Source organism: Micromonospora sp. NPDC004551 (genome assembly GCF_040609975.1).
GTDB lineage: Bacteria > Actinomycetota > Actinomycetes > Mycobacteriales > Micromonosporaceae > Micromonospora.
In genome coordinates this window covers 30312-45673 of record NZ_JBEXLM010000016.1, presented here as the reverse complement: position 1 = coordinate 45673, position 15362 = coordinate 30312, and the positions used below count along the sequence as shown (strand labels likewise).

Below are 15362 nucleotides of genomic sequence, written 5' to 3'. Positions count from 1 at the left end.
CCTCCCGGGTGGTCATGACGGGCTCCGGGGCAGCGCGGGGGTGATCGAGCCGTGCCCGTCGCGGGACAGGGTGAAGCCGACCCGGTAGCCGCCGTAGGCGAGGTCGTGCTCGACCTGGCGGACGTACCAGAGGCCGTCGTGGCTCCAGCCGGCGCCGCGCATGCCGACCAGGCCGCGCGGGCGCAGCACCGCCCCGTAGCGGGCGCCGTCGGCGGTGCCCTCGGCGACCAGCGCGTCGGCGCCGCGGTCCACCTCGCCCTGCGCGCGGGCGAAGGCGGAGACCGCGTCGCTGCTGCCCTCGCGCAGCCGGCGGCGCCGCACGTCCCCGGCGTTGGCCAGCGCGAACGGCACGGCGGCCAGCGGCGGCCGGGTGCTGGCCACCGCGGCCACGGGCAGGGTGACCCCGGTCCGCCGGTCGTGCACGGCGCCGGTGACCGTGGCCGGGCGGGTCGCCTCGGTGCGGAAGGACACCTCGCGCACGTTGCTGTCCGAGCCCAGGTCGACGGCGAGGGCGGGCTGCGGCAGGCCGAGCCGCACCGGCGGTCCCCAGTAGAACGAGCTGATCCCGGGCAGCGGGCCGGGGTCGACGTAGGTGACGTAGCCGTGCCGCTCCGCGAGTTCGGCGAGGTGTTCCAGGTCGGTGCCGTGCTGGGTGGGGATCCGGTCGATCGGCAGCGGCGGGTCGGTGACCGGGGCGGGCAGCGCCTTCGGCAGGATGCCGCGCGCCGCGTACGGGGCGAGGATCTTCAGCACGGTCAGGTAGTCGTCGAGGGCGGGATGCTCGACGTCGCGGTCCTCGCGGTCGAGCAGGTTGCCCACGTCCTCCCCGGTGACCGTGAAGGTGGCCCGACCGGCGCCGGTGCCCGGGTCGAGCCGGGTCTCGGTGACGATGCCGTCGAAGAGCACCACCGGCACCACGCCGAAGGTCAGCACGAGCACCACCCGGGCGAACGGGACCAGCGGCCCGGTCGGCCCGAACGGGCTGTCCACGGCGGCGAGCGGGCCGGCCCGGCCGGCGTCGAAAACCAGCGAGAAGGCGCTGCGCTCGGCGTCGCTCTCGGTGACCCGGGTGGAGCGCCAGCGCTGGGCCAGGTCCACCGACAGCGGCAGCGGCACGGTCCGTCCCGCCAGGACGGTGAGCCGCAGCCCGGACCCGAGCAGCACCTCACACCCCCGGCAGCGGGATGACGATCAGCTCGCCCTCGGCGTCCGGGCCGGTCAGCGCCTCGGGGTCGAGCGCCCCATTGGCGTCGGCGATCCGCCACCACGCGGCGGCGTCGCCCAGATACCGGTGGCTGACCAGGTCGATCCGGTCACCGGCGCTCACCCGGTGGGTGGCGGCGGCCCGCACGTCGCGCAGCTCCGGCAGCGACCGCCGCCGCAGGTAGCGCACCTCGCGCAGGCCGCCAGCGCCGTCGGGCACGGTCGTCCCGGCCACAGGTACAGAGTCGTAGCGCCCGGTCATGTCACCCTCCGGCCAAGTCGGTGACGGCGTCGACGGCGCCGGTGACCGCGCCCACCATGGCGAGGACCTCCTTGGCGACCAGGTGCGCGAGGTAGAGCCCGTAGCCGACGTCGGTCAGCGACAGGTCGTCGTAGGTGAGCACCTGGGCGGAGACGTCCACCGTGGCCCGGATCGGGCTCAGCGCGGGGTTGAACGCCTGCTCGGTGACGCCGAGCTGGGTGATCCGCACCGGCACCACCCGGGCCGGTCCCCAGACCAGCACCGCCATGGGCAGCTCCACCGGCAGGATCTCGATGGTCCCGGCGGCCAGCAGCACCGAGTTGGCGATCACCCGGACGCTGCCCGGGTGCAGCAGCATCTCCAGCACGGACAGCTGGGGCAGGACACCGACGGTGGCGGCCACCGGGTCGCCGGTCTCCAACTGGTCGGCGGCGTCGACGTCGACCGTCATGGTGATCGCCTCGGTGGGCGCGCCCCAGGCGCGGTGCGCGTCGGCGGCCCGCTGCCCGGACTCCCCGCCGGAGCGGGGCGCGATGGTGCGCTGCACCTGGTCGGGGTTGTACTGGAACACCACGACCCGGGACAGCGGCCCCAGCGGGTCCACCGCGATGATGGCGCCGCGGAGCGTACGCGGGCTGCCCGGGAAGCTGCTCACGCCGCCGAGGGTCCCGCGGGGCCGTCGCCCCGCCGTCACCCCCGCGTCACCTCGCCGCCCGGGGTGTGGCGGCTGAGCCTGAGGGTATGCGGGTGCCGCTCGGTTGCGGGAGAGGAATGAGCGATGACGGAAGAGGCGGCACACCAGCCGGGACGGAACCGGGGCACGGCAAGTCCCACGGAGCGCCTGGCAGCGGACGTGGCCGACGTGGTCCGCGAGGAGGTGCGGGAGGTCCGGCAACAGCTCGCCGACGCCGCCCTGCCCGCGGGAGTCGGTCTCGCCCTGTTGGCTACGGCCGGAGGCTGCCTGGTGCTGGGCGTCGGGGCGGCGTCGACGACGGTGCTGCGCATGCTGGAGTCGTTTCTGCCCCGGCGGCTGGCCGTGTCCGGACTGACCGCCGGCTACCTCGTCGCCGCCGCGGTCCTCGGCCGCACGGGTCTGGCGCAGCTGCGGGCGGCGGGTGGCAGCTCGGCGCGACTGGCGGACGAGGTGCGTAACGCCGTCTCGGCCACCGCGGGCCGGGTGGTGCCCGCCGGCTCCGCCGCCGCCCGGGACGCGCTCGGACGGTGATCCATACGCGGCCGTCACTATGCTCGGCGGCATGGCGATTCAGCGGATGGACCACGTCAGCATCGTCGTCGACGACCTCGAGGCCGCGGTGTCGTTCTTCGCCGAACTCGGCATGGAGCTGGAGGGCGAGGCGCCGATCGAGGGACCGTCGGTGGACCGTCTCAACGGGCTCGACGGCGTCCGGGCCGACATCGCCATGATGCGGACCCCGGACGGCCACGGCAGGGTGGAGCTGACGAGGTTCCGCTCCCCGGCGGCGGTGAGCGCCGAGCCGCCCGCCGCACCGCCGAACACGCTGGGTCTCCGCAGCATCATGTTCGCCGTCGACGACATCGAGGACGTCGTTGCCCGCCTGCGCACCCGGGGCGCCGAACTCGTCGGCGAGCTGACGCGATACGAGGACAGCTACCAGCTCTGTTACGTCCGCGGGCCCGCGGGCGTCATCGTCGCGCTGGCCGAGCAGCTCAACTGACGCCGCCGAAGGACGTTCCTCCCAGCGAGAGCGGATCGCGCCGGGGTCAGTGGTCGGCGGAGCGCAGGTGACGGTTCGCCGGTGACCGCCCGCCTCGCACCGAGCGAGTCGGCGTCCCGGTCGGCCAGCCAGATCGGGTCGGGATCCCGGCCCGCGCCCTCCTACGGCCGGCCGGTCGGAAGATCCGGCCGCTGTTGCGTTTCGCGCCCGATGCCCGATGCATAGACGAACTGCTGTCCGTCGGGAGGAGAATCTCATGCCGTTCACCCGCTTACTGGCCGGCACCGCGGTCGTCACCGCGCTGGTGGCGGTCACCGCGGCGCCCGCCCAGGCGGCCGTCAACGATCCGTTGTACGACAAGCAGTGGGGTCTGCGACAGATCCATGCCGAGCAGGCCTGGGCGACCAGCACGGGCGCGGGGGTGGTCATCGCGGTGGTCGACACCGGCGTCGACCTCGGCCACCCGGATCTGGCGGCCAAACTCGTCCCCGGCGCGACCTTCCTCGACTGCGGCACGACCTCCTGCGGCAACGGCGACTGGCGCGGCCCGAACGGCGTGCCCGACGCCGGCGACGAGCACGGCACCCACGTGGCCGGCATCGCCGCCGCGGCCACCGGCAACGGCGTCGGTGTCGCCGGTGTCGCCCGCGACGCGAAGATCATGCCGATCAAGGTGCTGGAGGCGGGCACCGGCAGCTTCGCCGACATCGCCGCGGGCATCCGCTACGCGGCCGACCACGGCGCCAAGGTGGTCAACCTCAGCCTCGGCGCACAGCCCGGCACCCAGGCCCTCACCCTCACCGGCCTGGAGTCCGAGGTGACCGGTGCTATCGCGTACGCGCAGGCGAAGGGCGTCGCCGTCATCGCGGCCGCCGGCAACGAGACGGCGCCCCTGTGCGACACCCCGGCCTGGGAGACCGGCGCCCTCTGCGTCACCTCGACCGACCGGAACGAGGTCAAGGCGTGGTACTCGAACCTGGGAGTGAAGGCCGATCTGAAGGCGGTCGCCGCGCCCGGCGGCGCCGGCCTCGTCAACTGCGACGACGACGTCTGGTCCAGCGTTCCGGTGGGCGCCGGTTCGGCCACCTGCGGGCAGGGTGACTACGACGCCTTCGCCGGCACGTCGATGGCCACGCCGTACGTGTCGGGTGTGGCGGCGCTTCTCGTCGCCCAGGGGCGTGGCGTGGCCGACGTGTACTCGGTGCTGATGGCGACCGCCCGTACCCCGATCGTCGGGCTGCGCGGCGTCTACACGCCGTTGTACGGCTGGGGCGTCGTCGACGCCCAGGCCGCCGTGGCCGCGCCGCGCACCTGAGGCCGGCGCCCACCGGGTGGCTCATTCGTCACCCATACCGCGCGGAGAATCATGATCTGCTCGGTAGGACGTGACCGACAGAGGAGATTGATGCGTTCGGCTAGGTTCGAGGCATGACGGATGCCGGGTGGCTTCCCCAGGTCAGCGCCTCCGCCTCACTGTTGATCTCGATCGCCGCCCTGGCGTTCACCGGCCTCTCCTACAAGGATCGCCGGGGACAGGACCGTCGGGACCTGTTCCTCAAGCTCCATGAGCGCCTCGTGGAGGCGGACCTGCAGCGAGGGCGGCGGCTCCTCTTCACTCGCGCTCAGACAGTGGAGTCCGTCCAGCGGATGCGGGACGAGGAGCCGGACAACTTCGACCTCATCAACCGAGCGGTCGCCATGTTGGACGTGGCCGGGCTGTATGTCGCCAGGAAGTACGTCGACAAGCAGGACTTCCTGGCCGAGTGGGGCGGCGTCTACACCCAGGCTTGGCTGTCGGCGGACGCATTCCTCACGGTGCGGCTCGGTGAGCCTCGAGACGGCCGGGAAGGCTGGCCGCACTTCCGGGCTCTGGGGGCGGAGGCGGCCGCCGCCCTCGGCCGCCCTGATCCCACGCCGACTCCGGACCGCGCCTCGACGGGGGCCGACATCGACGGCACAGCCTGACTGTCCCTCGGTCGGTCCCGATGTCAGTGATCGGCGGTGGCCGGGCCGGAGTCGGTCACCCAGGTGGGATGGGCCGCGACGAATGAGTCCACCGTGTCGTCGCGGACCGCGTGCAGCAGTTGCATGCTCGTCGGGCTGAGGATCTCGGCGCTGCCGACGCCCGGCACGGTACGGCTGTTGAAGGTGCCGCCGTTGGTCTTGATCGTGGTGATCTTCTCCGGCTTGACGCCCCGCATGGCGAACGCCCAGTCGGCGAGCGGGATGCCGCCGTCGTCGACGGTCATCGTCCGGCCGACCGCCGACAGCAGCCCGGGCAGCTTGGTGGGCGAGTCCAGGCCCTGGCTGACCACCTGGCTCAGCACCGCCTTGACGAACTGCTGCTGGTGGCGCTGCCGGCCGTAGTCGAAGTCGTGGTCGGCCAGCAGGTCCCGCTGCCGGACGAAGTCCAGCGCCTGCGCCGGGTCCAGGCAGTGCTGGCCCTTGGTGTAGATGTTCGGGGTCACGCCGGTGATGCGGTGGTTCACCGTGCCGTCTGGGTTGATCGCGTACGGCGCGGCGGGCTTGCCGGCGGCGTCGTGCCCCACGTGGATCGAGGTGGTGGTCTCGTCGACGTACATGCAGACCTGGCCGAGCACCTGGACGATCTTCTTGAAGCCCTGGAAGTCGATGATCCCGCCGGCGTCGGGGGTGATGCCGGTCAGGTCCCGGACGGTCAGCGCCAGCAGTTCGAAACCGTGCGAGAGCGCCGCCGAGCCGGTCAGCCCCCGGCTGCCGAACGCGAAGGCCGCGTTGATCTTGTTCTGCCCGCCGCGGAACGGTGTCGCCCCGTTGTCGTACGCCGGGATGGTGACCAGCGAGTCCCGGGGCAGCGAGACCAGGTACGCCTGGGAGTGGTCGGCCGGGACGTGCAGCAGGATGATCGAGTCCGCGCGGGTGAGCTGGCTCGGGTCCTGGTTCGGACGGGCGTCGACCCCGACGAGCAGGATGTTCTTGGCCCCGGTGATCGTCCGGTGCTGCTCGGCCGGTGCGGCGGCGGCGCCGAGCAGGTTCTGCCGGGTGACCTGGCCGGTCGCCGCGTGCAGCAGGTAGGCGCTGCCGCCCAGCGCCACCCCGCTCAGCGTCATGAGCGTGGTGCCGACCGCCACGCACCACCGCGCCCAGCGCGGCCAGGGCCGCCGCGCGGGTCGGCGCGGCGGGACCGGACCGGCCGGTCCGGCGGTGAGGGCGTACGACACCGTGTGATCTCCCAGGTCAGAAGGGGTTGCGGGCCGGTCCAGGCTACGTCGGGCCCGGCCGGTCGGACAGGTCGCGCGGCTGTGAGCTGGCTGGGAGCGGGCCGGGGCCGGAGTGTCGGAATGGTGGGGCAGGATGGCCGCATGGCGCAGCGGATGAGCGATGACCAGTGGCGGGCCTTCGTCACCGCCGGCACCCGGACGGGGAAGCTGGCGACCGTGCGGGCCGACGGCTCCCCGCACGTGGTTCCGGTCTGGTTCGTGCTCGACGGCGACGACCTGATCTTCAACACCGGACGGGACAGCGTGAAGGGGCGCAATCTGGTCCGTGACCCGCGGGCCGCGCTGACCGTCGACGAGGAGCAGCCGCCCTATGCCTTCGTCACCGTGCGGGGCACCGTGACGATCAGCGAGGATCCGGTCGAGTCGCTGCCCTGGTCCACCCGCATCGCGGCCCGCTACATGGGCGCTGATCGCGCCGAGGAGTACGGCCGGCGCAATGCCGTGCCGGGCGAGCTGCTGGTCCGGCTGCGGGCGGAGCGGGTGGTGGCGTTCGCCGGCATCGCCAACTGACCCGACCCCGCCCGCCCGCACCGTCGGTCAGCCGTCGAGGCGTTCGATGATCGTGGCGTTGGCGGTGCCGCCGGCCTCGCACATGGTCTGGAGGCCGTAGCGGCCGCCGGTGCGTTCGAGCACGTGCAGCAGGGTGGTGGCGAGCCGGGCGCCGCTGGCCCCGAGCGGGTGGCCGATGGCGATGGCGCCGCCGTCGACGTTCACCCTCGCCGGGTCCGCGCCGGTCTCGTCCAGCCAGGCCAGCACGACCGAGGAGAACGCCTCGTTGACCTCGAAGGCGTCGATGTCGCCGATGGTGAGGCCGGCCCGGGCCAGCACCTTGGCGGTGGCCGGGATGATGCCGGTGAGCATCATGATCGGGTCGTCGCCGACCACGGTGGCGGTGTGGATCCGCGCCCGGGGCCGCCAGCCGCGGCGGCGGGCGGTCTCGCCGGTGGTGAGCAGCAGCGCCGCCGCGCCGTCGTTGAGCGGGCTGGAGTTGCCCGCGGTCACCTTCCAGTCCAGTTCGCCGAAGCGGGCGGCCCAGTGCTCGGCGGCGAAGGCCGGCGGCAGTTCGGCGAGGCGCGCCACGGTGGTACCGGGCCGGATCGTCTCGTCCATGGCGAGGTCGACGCCCGGCAGCGGCGCGATCTGGCCGGCGAACCGCCCCTGCCGCCACGCCTCGGCGGCCCGCTGGTGGCTGGTGGCGGCGTACTCGTCGAGCCGGGTGCGGGACAGGCCCCACTTGCGGGCGATCAGTTCGGCGGCGACGCCCTGCGGGACGAGCCCGCCCGGGTAGCGCGCGGCGACGGCAGGCCCGGCGACGTCGGCGCGGACGCCGCCGACCAGGGCGGCGCTGCCGATCGGCACGCGGCTCATCGACTCGACGCCCGAGGCCACCACGATGTCGTACGCCCCGGCGATCAGGCCCTGGGCGGCGAAGCTGAGGGCCTGCTGGCTGCTGCCGCACTGCCGGTCCACGGTCACTCCGGGCACCGACTCGGGGAAGCCCGCCGCGAGCGCGGCGAGCCGGGTCGTGTTGGTGCTCTGCTCGCCGACCTGGGCGACGGCCCCGCCGAGCACGTCGTCGATCTCGACCGGATCCAGGCCGGGCACCCGGGCGACCAGGTTGCGCAGCGCGTGCGCGTGCAGGTCCACGGGGTGGACGTCGAGGTACGCCCCGCCTCGCTTCGCCCGGCCCACCGGGGTCCGTACCGCCTCGACGATCACCGCGTCGCGCATCGCTGCCTCCTGGGACCATTTCCGGACCGGTCGGTCCGGGACCGAATGGTCCGATACTGCGACACCGGCCACGGCCCGGTCAATCGCGAACGGACCGATCGGTCCGTTATTCTCGCCACAGAACGGCGAAGGAGGAGCGATGGCCCGCACCGCGGCACCCGGGAGCCGGGAACGCATCCTGCGCACCGCCGGGGAGCTGTTCTACCGGCACGGCGTCCGCGCCGTCGGGATGAACCAGGTCATCGACGCGGCCGGCTGCGGCAAGAACCTGCTCTACACCCACTTCCCGAGCAAGGACGACCTGGTCGCGGCGTACCTGCGAGGGTGCCGGCGCGAGCGCGAGCGGGCCGGCGCCGCGGCGGCCGAGGGCCTGCCCGGCGACCCGGCGACACGCCTGCGGGCACTGGTCGCGGAGATCGCCGCGACCGCCACCGCCCCGGACTTCCGCGGCTGCGCGTTCCGCCTCTACCTCGCCGAGTTCCCCGGCGACGCCGGCGAGCCCGGCCGGGTGGCCCGGGACTACCTGCGCGACACCCGCGCGGAGATCGACGCGCTGGTGGCCCGGCTGGGGGTGGCCGACCCGGGCCGGCTCGCCGACCGGATCTGGCTGATCGTGGAGGGCCTCTACGGCAGCGCCGGGCGCCCCGACGCGGCCGCCGCGGCCGAGACCGCCACCGGAATGGTCGACGACCTGCTGGCCGCCGCGGCGCGCTGACCGCTCACCCGGCCAGCCAGGCGCGCAGCTCCGCGCCGTGCTCGTCCAGCCCGGGCGGCGGCAGGTCGTAGCGGGGCGGGGTGGCCGACAGGCCGATCGGGTGGCGCACCCCCGGCACGCCGCCGACGGAGACCACCGGGTCCAGCCCGAGCCCGTCGGCCAGGGCCACCCCGTCGGCGACCGTGTTGATCGGGCTGCACGGCACGCCCGCCGCGCGCAGGTCGCGGAACCACTCGGCGCTGGTCCGCCCGGCCAGGGCGGCCACCAGCAACGGCCGCAGCGCCTCGCGGTGCGCGGTGCGGTCCTGGTTGCGCCGGAACCGCGGGTCGTCCGGCAGCCCGGGCAGGCCCAGCACCTGGCAGAGGGTGCGGAACTGGCCGTCGTTGCCGGCGATCACCACCAGCTCACCGTCGGCGGTGGGCAGCGGCTCGTACGGCACGATGCTCGGGTGGGCGTTGCCCATCCGGTGCGGCACCACCCCACCTGCGACGTGCGCGCCGGAGTGGTTGACCAGCCCGGACAGGGCCGAGGAGAGCAGGTCCACCTCGACGTGCTGCCCGACGCCGGTGGCCGCCCGGTGGTGCAGCGCGGCCAGGATCCCGACCGCCGCGTGCAGCCCGGCGATCACGTCGAAGACCGCCACCCCCGCCTTGTACGGCGGGCCGTCCGCCGCCCCGGTGAGGCTCATCAGCCCGGACGCCGCCTGCACCATGAGGTCGTACCCGGGCAGGTCCGCGCCGCCCGCCGCGCCGAACCCGCTGATCGAGGCGTACACGAGCCGGGCGTTGGCGGCGGTGACGCTGTCGTGGTCGAGACCGAAGCGGCGCAGCGCGCCGGGCCGGAAGTTCTGGATCATGACGTCGGCCCGGGCGGCGAGGCGCCGGGCCAGCACCGCGTCGCCGGGTTCGGCGAGGTCGAGCACCAGCGACCGCTTGTTGCGGTTCACGGCGAGGTAGTAGGTCGACACCCCGTCGCGCACCGGCGGCTGCCAGGTCCGGGTGTCGTCGCCGCCCGGCGCCTCCACCTTGATCACATCGGCGCCCAGGTCGGCCAGGAGCATGGTCGCGTACGGCCCGGCCAGGATCCGGGAGAAGTCCGCGACCAGGACGCCGGTCAGCGGCCCGGACGAACCCTCCCCCATGGGCGCTCCCCTCCCCTCGGGGCACGCACCACGGCGGCCCGGACCGGACGGCCCACGATGGCACACCGGCGGCCCGTACCGCATGTCCAGGGACGACTTCGAATTGAGGGGTGAATTCAGGGGTCCATTTCCGAACCCCTGAGGGATTTGTTTCTCCTTGCCGCTCCGACAATTCCGCAGCTACTTTCTCGGAGTTGCGCTCGCGCCAGCCAAGCGTAAGGAGAGCACGTTGGACCTCACCCTGACCTTTGACGCCGCGTACGCGGCGCACGCCGCGGTCGTCATGTCGACCGTCGCCGAGTCGAACCCGGGCGAGGAGCTCCGGTACTGGCTGATCGCCGACGATGTGCCGGCCACGGCCCGGGCCACCCTCGCCCGGGTCGCCGGGCCGAACGCGACGGTGGAATACCTGACGGTCGACACCTCCCGGGTCAGCCTGTCCAAGGGCAACGACCCGGTGATGGCGTATCTGTCCCCCGCCATGTACCTGCGGCTGCTGGTGCCCGCGGCGCTGCCGGAGGGCGTGCGCCGGGTGCTCTACCTGGACTGCGACACCATGTGCACCAACAGCATCCGGCCACTGTTCGACGTGGACATGGACGGCCGGCCGCTCGGGGCCGTACGCGACCCGTTCAACCGCCGGCTGCTCGACATCGGGGGCATCCCGGGGCTGTCCGGCTACACCGACCTCGACCCCTTCGCGCTCTACTTCAACTCCGGCGTGCTGCTGATCGACGTCGAACGGTGGAGGGAGTGCGAGGTCACCGAGACCTCGCTGGCCTATCTCCGCCGGCACGCGCACGAGTCGCGCTATCCGGACCAGGACGCGCTCAATTTCGCGGTCTACGACAACTGGTTGCGGCTGCCGCATCGGTGGAACGACCTGATGGCCTGGCGGCGGGAGCCCGAGTACGGCGGCAAGCTCACCGACTCGGCGATCATCCACCCGGCCGGGCCGGTCAAGCCCTGGCTGCCCGGCTTCCCGAAGGGCGCTCGGCGGGACCTCTACTGGCAGCACCGGCGGCGCAGCGGCGCCATGCGTCCCAGCGCCCGCCGCTGATCGCGTGAAATCGGCCCCGCCACCGGCGACGGTGGCGGGGCCGAACGCTGTCGAGGGTCGGCTACCCGGTCCGGCCCGCTCCGGTCACCGCCCAGCGCTGCCCGGCCGGGTCCCGGAACACGACGTCCACCGGCCCGGCGGCGCCGGGTTCGAGGGTCGCGCCGGCCGCCAGGGCCCGCTCGACCAGCAGGTGCGGGTCGGCGGGGGCCAGCGGCAGCGGTCCGGCGCTTCCGGCCGCCTCGGCCGCGGGGTCGCACCACTCGCTGACCGTCAGCCGGTGTCCACCGACGACCAGCTCGGCGTGCAGGACCCGCCCGTCCGGCAGGCACTCCCGCTGCACCGGCACGGCCTCGAAGACCTCCGCGTAGAACGCGGTGACCGTGGCCACGTCGCTCACCGCGAGGTACGCGCCGGCCGCCGGATCCCCGACACCCATCGACCTACCGCCTTCCGTTCACTCGGCGATGCGGGTACGCCCGGTCCAGCGGAACACCACGGGCACGCCGTCGGCGACCCCCGCGGAGTCCCGCTCGAAGTGTTCGTAGCCCCCGTAGTGGCGTACCTTGATCTTGGAATCCACCGGGGACACCCGGTGGCTGCGCAGCTCGGCCGGCAGCGTCGCCGGCCCGCCCTCGAGCACCGCCTCGACGATGCCGGTGGCATCCGTGCCTATCTGGTTGGCCTGTACCGACCAGGCGATCCGGTCGTCACCGTTGACGAAGGAGTCTGCCGTCCGGACGGTCGGGGCGGGATCGGAAGAAGCTGTCATCGCACGACCTCCGTCGCTCGTCGTTCCGCCGCGCCGTGCGCGGGCCGCTGTCGCAGCGCCGCACCGGAGAGACGGCGCCGGCCCGGAAGCGGGTTGTCCCGCACGTCCGGCGACGACCTCTCGGGCGAATCGAACGTAATCCAGCTCACAGATCGCCAGAACCCTTAGGCACCCCCTAACGGCGTGCCCCGGGGACTGCTACTCCCAGCGGAAGAAACGGACCGCGAGCAGGCAACCCAGCACGGCCGTGACGGCGAGGGCGAGCAGTTGCGGGACGGCCGGGGTCTGCCCGGCCCACGCCGCGGCGATGGTGTCCACGGTGGCGCCGAGCGGCGAGTAGTCGCCGACGCGGGCCAGCACGGCGGGCATCTGGTCGCGGGGCAGCCAGGCCCCGGCGAGGAAGAGCAGCGGAAAGAACAGCGTCGGCCCGATGGACTGGGCGGACCGGGCGGACGGGGCCAGCGCGGCGATCAGCAGGCCGATCGCGAACAGGCAGGCCACCCCCAGGAGGAAGGCCAGCACGAAGCCCGGGATGTTGGCCGGGGCCGGCTGGTCCAGCAGCAGCCGGACGCCGAGCGCGGTCACCACGGCACCGGCCACCCCCATGGCCAGGTTGACCACGACCTGGGCGATGAGCAGCAGCGCCGGGTTGACCGGGGTGGTGGCCAGCCGCCGCAGCACCCGCCGCTCCCGGTAGATGCCCAGCGCCATCGGCAGCGTGAACAGGGCGAGCATGCCGATGGTCAGGGCGAGCGCCAGGGACGGCAGGAAGGTCAGCTCCCCGTGCTGCCCGGTGCCCTCGGTCGTGGAGCCACGCTGCGGCAGCCCGAACACGAGCATGAGTCCCAGCGGCAGCGCGAAGACGAAGAACAGCGACACCGGCTCGCGCAGGAACAGCTTCGCCTCGACGGCGACGAGCTTGGACAGGGCGTTCACGAGGACCTTCCGTCGATCGTCGGCGGGGTGCCGGTGCGCGCGGCACGGCCGGTCAGGGAGACGAAGGCGTCGTCCAGGGTGGGCTGGTCCACGCGGAGCCCCGCGTAGCGGATCTTCCGCTCGGCCAGCGCCGAGAGCACCGCCTGGAGCACCTCCTCGGGCCCGGTCACGGTCACCTCGTCGCCGCTGCGGCTCACCCCGGTGACCTCAGGCAGCGCCGACAGGACGGCGTCGTCGAGGGCACCCAGCGGACGGAAGTGCACGCGGTGCTCGGTGCCGACCCGGGACAGCAGGCCGGTCGGGGTGTCGATGGCCACCACCCGACCCGCGTCGATGACCGCGAGCCGGTCGCAGAGCCGCTCGGCCTCCTCCATCAGGTGCGTGACCAGCACGACGGTCACGCCCCGGTCGCGGATCCGTTCGACCAGCTCCCAGGTGTCCCGCCGGCCCTGCGGGTCCAGGCCGGTGGTCAGCTCGTCGAGGACCGCGATCTCGGGCCGGCCGACCAGCGCCAGGGCCACCGACAGCCGCTGCTTCTGGCCGCCGGAGAGCTTGTGGAACGCGGTGTCCCGCTGCTCGGCCAGGCCCAGGTCGGTCAGCAGCTCGTCGATGTCGGCGCGGTTGCGGTAGAAGGACCGGTAGAGGTCCAGCGCCTCGCGGACGCGCAGCTTGTCGGGGAGCTGGCTCTCCTGCAACTGGGCGCCGACCCGCTGGCGCACCTCGGTGCGGTCCCGCACCGGGTCGAGGCCCAGCACCCGCACCCGGCCGCCGTCGGCGCGGCGCAGGCCCTGGACGCACTCCACGGTGGTGGTCTTGCCCGCGCCGTTGGGGCCGAGCACGCCGAAGATCTCGCCCTGCTCCACGGTGAACGAGACGTCGTCGACCGCCACCTTGTCGCCGTACCTCTTGTGCAGGTGTTCGACTTCGATGACCGGCATCTGGCGTGGTCCTCCGTCACGTGGGCGGCGTCGGTTACGGGGCGCGCTCCCGCCCGGCGGGTCGCCGCCGACCATCATCCGGGCAACCGAGGCGCGGTTCAACCCTTCGGCCGGTGAATGCGGGGTGTCGTGGCGCGGGCACGCCGCCGGTAGGGGTGGCCGGCCCGGGGTGCCCCGGTTACGGTCGGGTCGTCCGGCGCGCCCGCCGCCGCGACCGGGAAGAGGGGCCCGCACCGTGCCGTTGCTGAGCTGGCTGTCCGAGTCCACCGACGAGCGTCCGGAGGCCGTCCGGGTCGACGACCGGTCGATGTCCTGGGTGGAGCTGCGTCGGACGGCCGCGGCGGTCGCCGACGACCTGCGCGGCGCCCGGCGGGTGGCCGTGCCGGCCGCACCGAGCCTGGAGACGGTGGTCGCCGTGGTGGGCGGGCTGCTGGCCGGCGCCGCCGTCGTCCCGGTGCCGCCGGACGCCGGGCCGGTCGAGCGCGACCACATCCTGCGCGACTCGGGCGCCGAGGTGCTGCTGGCACCCGCTGGCGGCGAGGTGGTCGACTCCCCGGCGGCGCCCCCGGCCGTGCCGGTCGACCTGACCCGCCGCTCGGACACCCGGCACCCGGAGCCCGACCCGGCGGCCACCGCGCTCATCCTCTACACCAGCGGCACCACGGGCGCCCCGAAGGGCGCGGTGCTGTCCCGCCGCGCCGTCGCCGCCTGCCTCGACGGGCTCGCCGACGCCTGGGCGTGGACGCCGGACGACCGGCTGGTGCACGGGCTGCCGCTGTTCCACGTGCACGGGCTGGTGCTCGGCGTGCTGGGCCCGCTGCGGCTCGGCAGCCGGCTGCACCACGTCGGCCGGCCCCGCCCCGAGCGGTACGCGGCCGCCGCCGGCTCGCTCTACTTCGGCGTACCCACGATCTGGTCGCGGATCGCCGCGGACCCGGACGCGGCGCGGGCGCTGCGCGGGGCGCGGCTGCTGGTCTCCGGCAGCGCCGCGCTGCCCGAGCCGGTCTTCGCGGCGCTCGCCGACCTGGCCGGGCACCGGGTCGTCGAGCGGTACGGCATGACCGAGACCCTGATCACCGTGAGCGCCCGCGCCGACGGGCCCCGGCGGCCGGGCACGGTGGGCCTGCCGCTGCCCGGGGTGCGCACCCGGGTGGTGGACGAGCAGGGCGGTCCGCTGCCCGCCGACGGGGCGGCGATGGGCGAGCTCCAGGTGCGCGGCGACACCCTGTTCGACGGCTACCTGCACCGGCCGGACGCCGACGCGGCCAGCCGGACGGCGGACGGCTGGTTCCGCACCGGGGACGTGGCGACGGTCGGGCCGGACGGCTGGCACCGGATCGTCGGCCGGGCCGCCACCGACCTGATCAAGAGCGGCGGCTACCGGATCGGGGCCGGCGAGGTGGAGGACGCGTTGCTCGGGCATCCCGGGGTCCGGGAGGCGGCGGTGGTCGGCACGCCCCATCCGGATCTGGGCCAGCAGGTGACGGCGTACGTGGTCGGCGACGGGTTGCGGGAGGCCGAGCTGATCGACTTCGTGGCCCGGCAGCTCTCGGTGCACAAGCGGCCCCGGCAGGTCCGGCTGGTCGACGCCCTGCCCCGCAACGCGATGGGCAAGGTGCAGAAGAACCTGCTGGCCGACGGGTGACGCGC

The 15362-nt window shown here is 74.0% G+C and carries 18 protein-coding genes; 8 read left to right on the top strand and 10 right to left on the bottom strand.

All coding sequences use genetic code 11. The features are described from left to right. Positions 1-12: 12 nt before the first annotated feature. The 3 genes from ABZW14_RS19755 to ABZW14_RS19745 are packed head-to-tail and all read right to left on the bottom strand — an operon-like array spanning position 13 to position 2120. A complete protein-coding gene (locus tag ABZW14_RS19755) occupies positions 13-1164 on the bottom strand; it encodes a hypothetical protein (protein WP_355348212.1) in 1152 nt (383 codons plus the stop codon). A 1-nt stretch (position 1165) separates the two neighbouring features. Further along, positions 1166-1438: a LysM domain-containing protein gene (locus ABZW14_RS19750; protein WP_355348209.1), complete on the bottom strand. Its 273-nt coding sequence runs from the start codon at positions 1436-1438 to the stop codon at positions 1166-1168. A gap of 28 nt (positions 1439-1466) precedes the next feature. Beyond that, positions 1467-2120, bottom strand: coding sequence for a hypothetical protein (locus ABZW14_RS19745; RefSeq protein WP_355348206.1), 654 nt, complete (start codon positions 2118-2120; stop codon positions 1467-1469). A gap of 123 nt (positions 2121-2243) precedes the next feature. Between ABZW14_RS19745 and ABZW14_RS19740 the strand changes: the two genes are divergently transcribed. The 4 genes from ABZW14_RS19740 (at position 2244) to ABZW14_RS19725 (ending at position 5127) form a co-directional block, all read left to right on the top strand. Next, positions 2244-2690, top strand: coding sequence for a phage holin family protein (locus tag ABZW14_RS19740; protein WP_355348203.1), 447 nt, complete (start codon positions 2244-2246; stop codon positions 2688-2690). A 31-nt stretch (positions 2691-2721) separates the two neighbouring features. After that, positions 2722-3162: a VOC family protein gene (locus ABZW14_RS19735; RefSeq protein ID WP_355348200.1), complete on the top strand. Its 441-nt coding sequence runs from the start codon at positions 2722-2724 to the stop codon at positions 3160-3162. Between the two features lie 256 nt (positions 3163-3418). Beyond that, positions 3419-4477 (top strand): S8 family serine peptidase, encoded by a 1059-nt coding sequence (locus ABZW14_RS19730; protein ID WP_355348197.1) that lies wholly within the window; start codon positions 3419-3421, stop codon positions 4475-4477. Positions 4478-4590: 113 nt separating this feature from the next. Next, entirely contained in the window at positions 4591-5127 is a 537-nt protein-coding gene (locus ABZW14_RS19725; RefSeq protein ID WP_355348194.1) for a hypothetical protein, read from the top strand. 23 nt (positions 5128-5150) lie between these two features. Here the strand turns inward: ABZW14_RS19725 and ABZW14_RS19720 are convergent, their stop codons facing one another. After that, on the bottom strand, positions 5151-6362 hold the full coding sequence (locus ABZW14_RS19720; RefSeq protein ID WP_355348191.1) for an LCP family protein: 1212 nt from the start codon (positions 6360-6362) through the stop codon (positions 5151-5153). Positions 6363-6503: 141 nt separating this feature from the next. On the opposite strand from ABZW14_RS19720, the gene ABZW14_RS19715 reads away from it, so the two are divergent. Then, entirely contained in the window at positions 6504-6932 is a 429-nt protein-coding gene (locus ABZW14_RS19715) for a PPOX class F420-dependent oxidoreductase (RefSeq protein ID WP_355348188.1), read from the top strand. A gap of 27 nt (positions 6933-6959) precedes the next feature. Here ABZW14_RS19715 and ABZW14_RS19710 read toward each other — a convergent pair whose 3' ends face one another. Further along, positions 6960-8153, bottom strand: coding sequence for an acetyl-CoA C-acyltransferase (locus tag ABZW14_RS19710; RefSeq protein ID WP_355348185.1), 1194 nt, complete (start codon positions 8151-8153; stop codon positions 6960-6962). A gap of 139 nt (positions 8154-8292) precedes the next feature. On the opposite strand from ABZW14_RS19710, the gene ABZW14_RS19705 reads away from it, so the two are divergent. Then, positions 8293-8868, top strand: coding sequence for a TetR/AcrR family transcriptional regulator (locus ABZW14_RS19705; protein WP_355348182.1), 576 nt, complete (start codon positions 8293-8295; stop codon positions 8866-8868). 4 nt (positions 8869-8872) lie between these two features. Here the strand turns inward: ABZW14_RS19705 and ABZW14_RS19700 are convergent, their stop codons facing one another. Further along, the gene (locus ABZW14_RS19700; protein WP_355348179.1) at positions 8873-10009 is read right to left on the bottom strand and encodes a CoA transferase; all 1137 of its coding nucleotides are present in this window, start codon (positions 10007-10009) and stop codon (positions 8873-8875) included. Positions 10010-10238: 229 nt separating this feature from the next. Here ABZW14_RS19700 and ABZW14_RS19695 point away from each other — a divergent pair, with 229 nt between their 5' ends. Next, on the top strand, positions 10239-11069 hold the full coding sequence (locus ABZW14_RS19695; protein ID WP_355348176.1) for a glycosyltransferase family 8 protein: 831 nt from the start codon (positions 10239-10241) through the stop codon (positions 11067-11069). A gap of 61 nt (positions 11070-11130) precedes the next feature. Here ABZW14_RS19695 and ABZW14_RS19690 read toward each other — a convergent pair whose 3' ends face one another. The 4 genes from ABZW14_RS19690 to ABZW14_RS19675 all read right to left on the bottom strand — a co-directional run bounded on the left by ABZW14_RS19690 (position 11131) and on the right by ABZW14_RS19675 (position 13712). Then, positions 11131-11505: a VOC family protein gene (locus ABZW14_RS19690; protein ID WP_355348174.1), complete on the bottom strand. Its 375-nt coding sequence runs from the start codon at positions 11503-11505 to the stop codon at positions 11131-11133. An 18-nt stretch (positions 11506-11523) separates the two neighbouring features. After that, positions 11524-11838 carry a DUF5988 family protein gene (locus ABZW14_RS19685; RefSeq protein WP_355348171.1) on the bottom strand — a complete coding sequence of 105 codons (315 nt, stop codon included), beginning with the start codon at positions 11836-11838 and terminating at the stop codon, positions 11524-11526. A gap of 198 nt (positions 11839-12036) precedes the next feature. Beyond that, positions 12037-12774, bottom strand: a complete 738-nt coding sequence (locus ABZW14_RS19680) for an ABC transporter permease (RefSeq protein ID WP_355348168.1) — start codon at positions 12772-12774, stop codon at positions 12037-12039. Next, positions 12771-13712 (bottom strand): ABC transporter ATP-binding protein, encoded by a 942-nt coding sequence (locus tag ABZW14_RS19675; protein ID WP_355348165.1) that lies wholly within the window; start codon positions 13710-13712, stop codon positions 12771-12773. The genes ABZW14_RS19680 and ABZW14_RS19675 overlap by 4 nt, the downstream gene beginning before the upstream one ends. A 235-nt stretch (positions 13713-13947) precedes the next feature. On the opposite strand from ABZW14_RS19675, the gene ABZW14_RS19670 reads away from it, so the two are divergent. Then, positions 13948-15357, top strand: a complete 1410-nt coding sequence (locus ABZW14_RS19670) for an acyl-CoA synthetase (protein ID WP_355348162.1) — start codon at positions 13948-13950, stop codon at positions 15355-15357. Positions 15358-15362 lie beyond the last annotated feature (5 nt).

What these genes read in the sequence shown, in the direction of transcription:
- ABZW14_RS19740 (WP_355348203.1), top strand. Translation starts at nt 2,244, where the DNA reads ATGACGGAAGAGGCGGCACACCAGCCGGGACGGAACCGGGGCACGGCA.
- ABZW14_RS19735 (WP_355348200.1), top strand. Translation starts at nt 2,722, where the DNA reads ATGGCGATTCAGCGGATGGACCACGTCAGCATCGTCGTCGACGACCTC.
- ABZW14_RS19730 (WP_355348197.1), top strand. Translation starts at nt 3,419, where the DNA reads ATGCCGTTCACCCGCTTACTGGCCGGCACCGCGGTCGTCACCGCGCTG.
- ABZW14_RS19725 (WP_355348194.1), top strand. Translation starts at nt 4,591, where the DNA reads ATGACGGATGCCGGGTGGCTTCCCCAGGTCAGCGCCTCCGCCTCACTG.
- ABZW14_RS19715 (WP_355348188.1), top strand. Translation starts at nt 6,504, where the DNA reads ATGGCGCAGCGGATGAGCGATGACCAGTGGCGGGCCTTCGTCACCGCC.
- ABZW14_RS19710 (WP_355348185.1), bottom strand. Translation starts at nt 8,153, where the DNA reads ATGCGCGACGCGGTGATCGTCGAGGCGGTACGGACCCCGGTGGGCCGG.
- ABZW14_RS19705 (WP_355348182.1), top strand. Translation starts at nt 8,293, where the DNA reads ATGGCCCGCACCGCGGCACCCGGGAGCCGGGAACGCATCCTGCGCACC.
- ABZW14_RS19700 (WP_355348179.1), bottom strand. Translation starts at nt 10,009, where the DNA reads ATGGGGGAGGGTTCGTCCGGGCCGCTGACCGGCGTCCTGGTCGCGGAC.
- ABZW14_RS19690 (WP_355348174.1), bottom strand. Translation starts at nt 11,505, where the DNA reads ATGGGTGTCGGGGATCCGGCGGCCGGCGCGTACCTCGCGGTGAGCGAC.
- ABZW14_RS19685 (WP_355348171.1), bottom strand. Translation starts at nt 11,838, where the DNA reads ATGACAGCTTCTTCCGATCCCGCCCCGACCGTCCGGACGGCAGACTCC.
- ABZW14_RS19675 (WP_355348165.1), bottom strand. Translation starts at nt 13,712, where the DNA reads ATGCCGGTCATCGAAGTCGAACACCTGCACAAGAGGTACGGCGACAAG.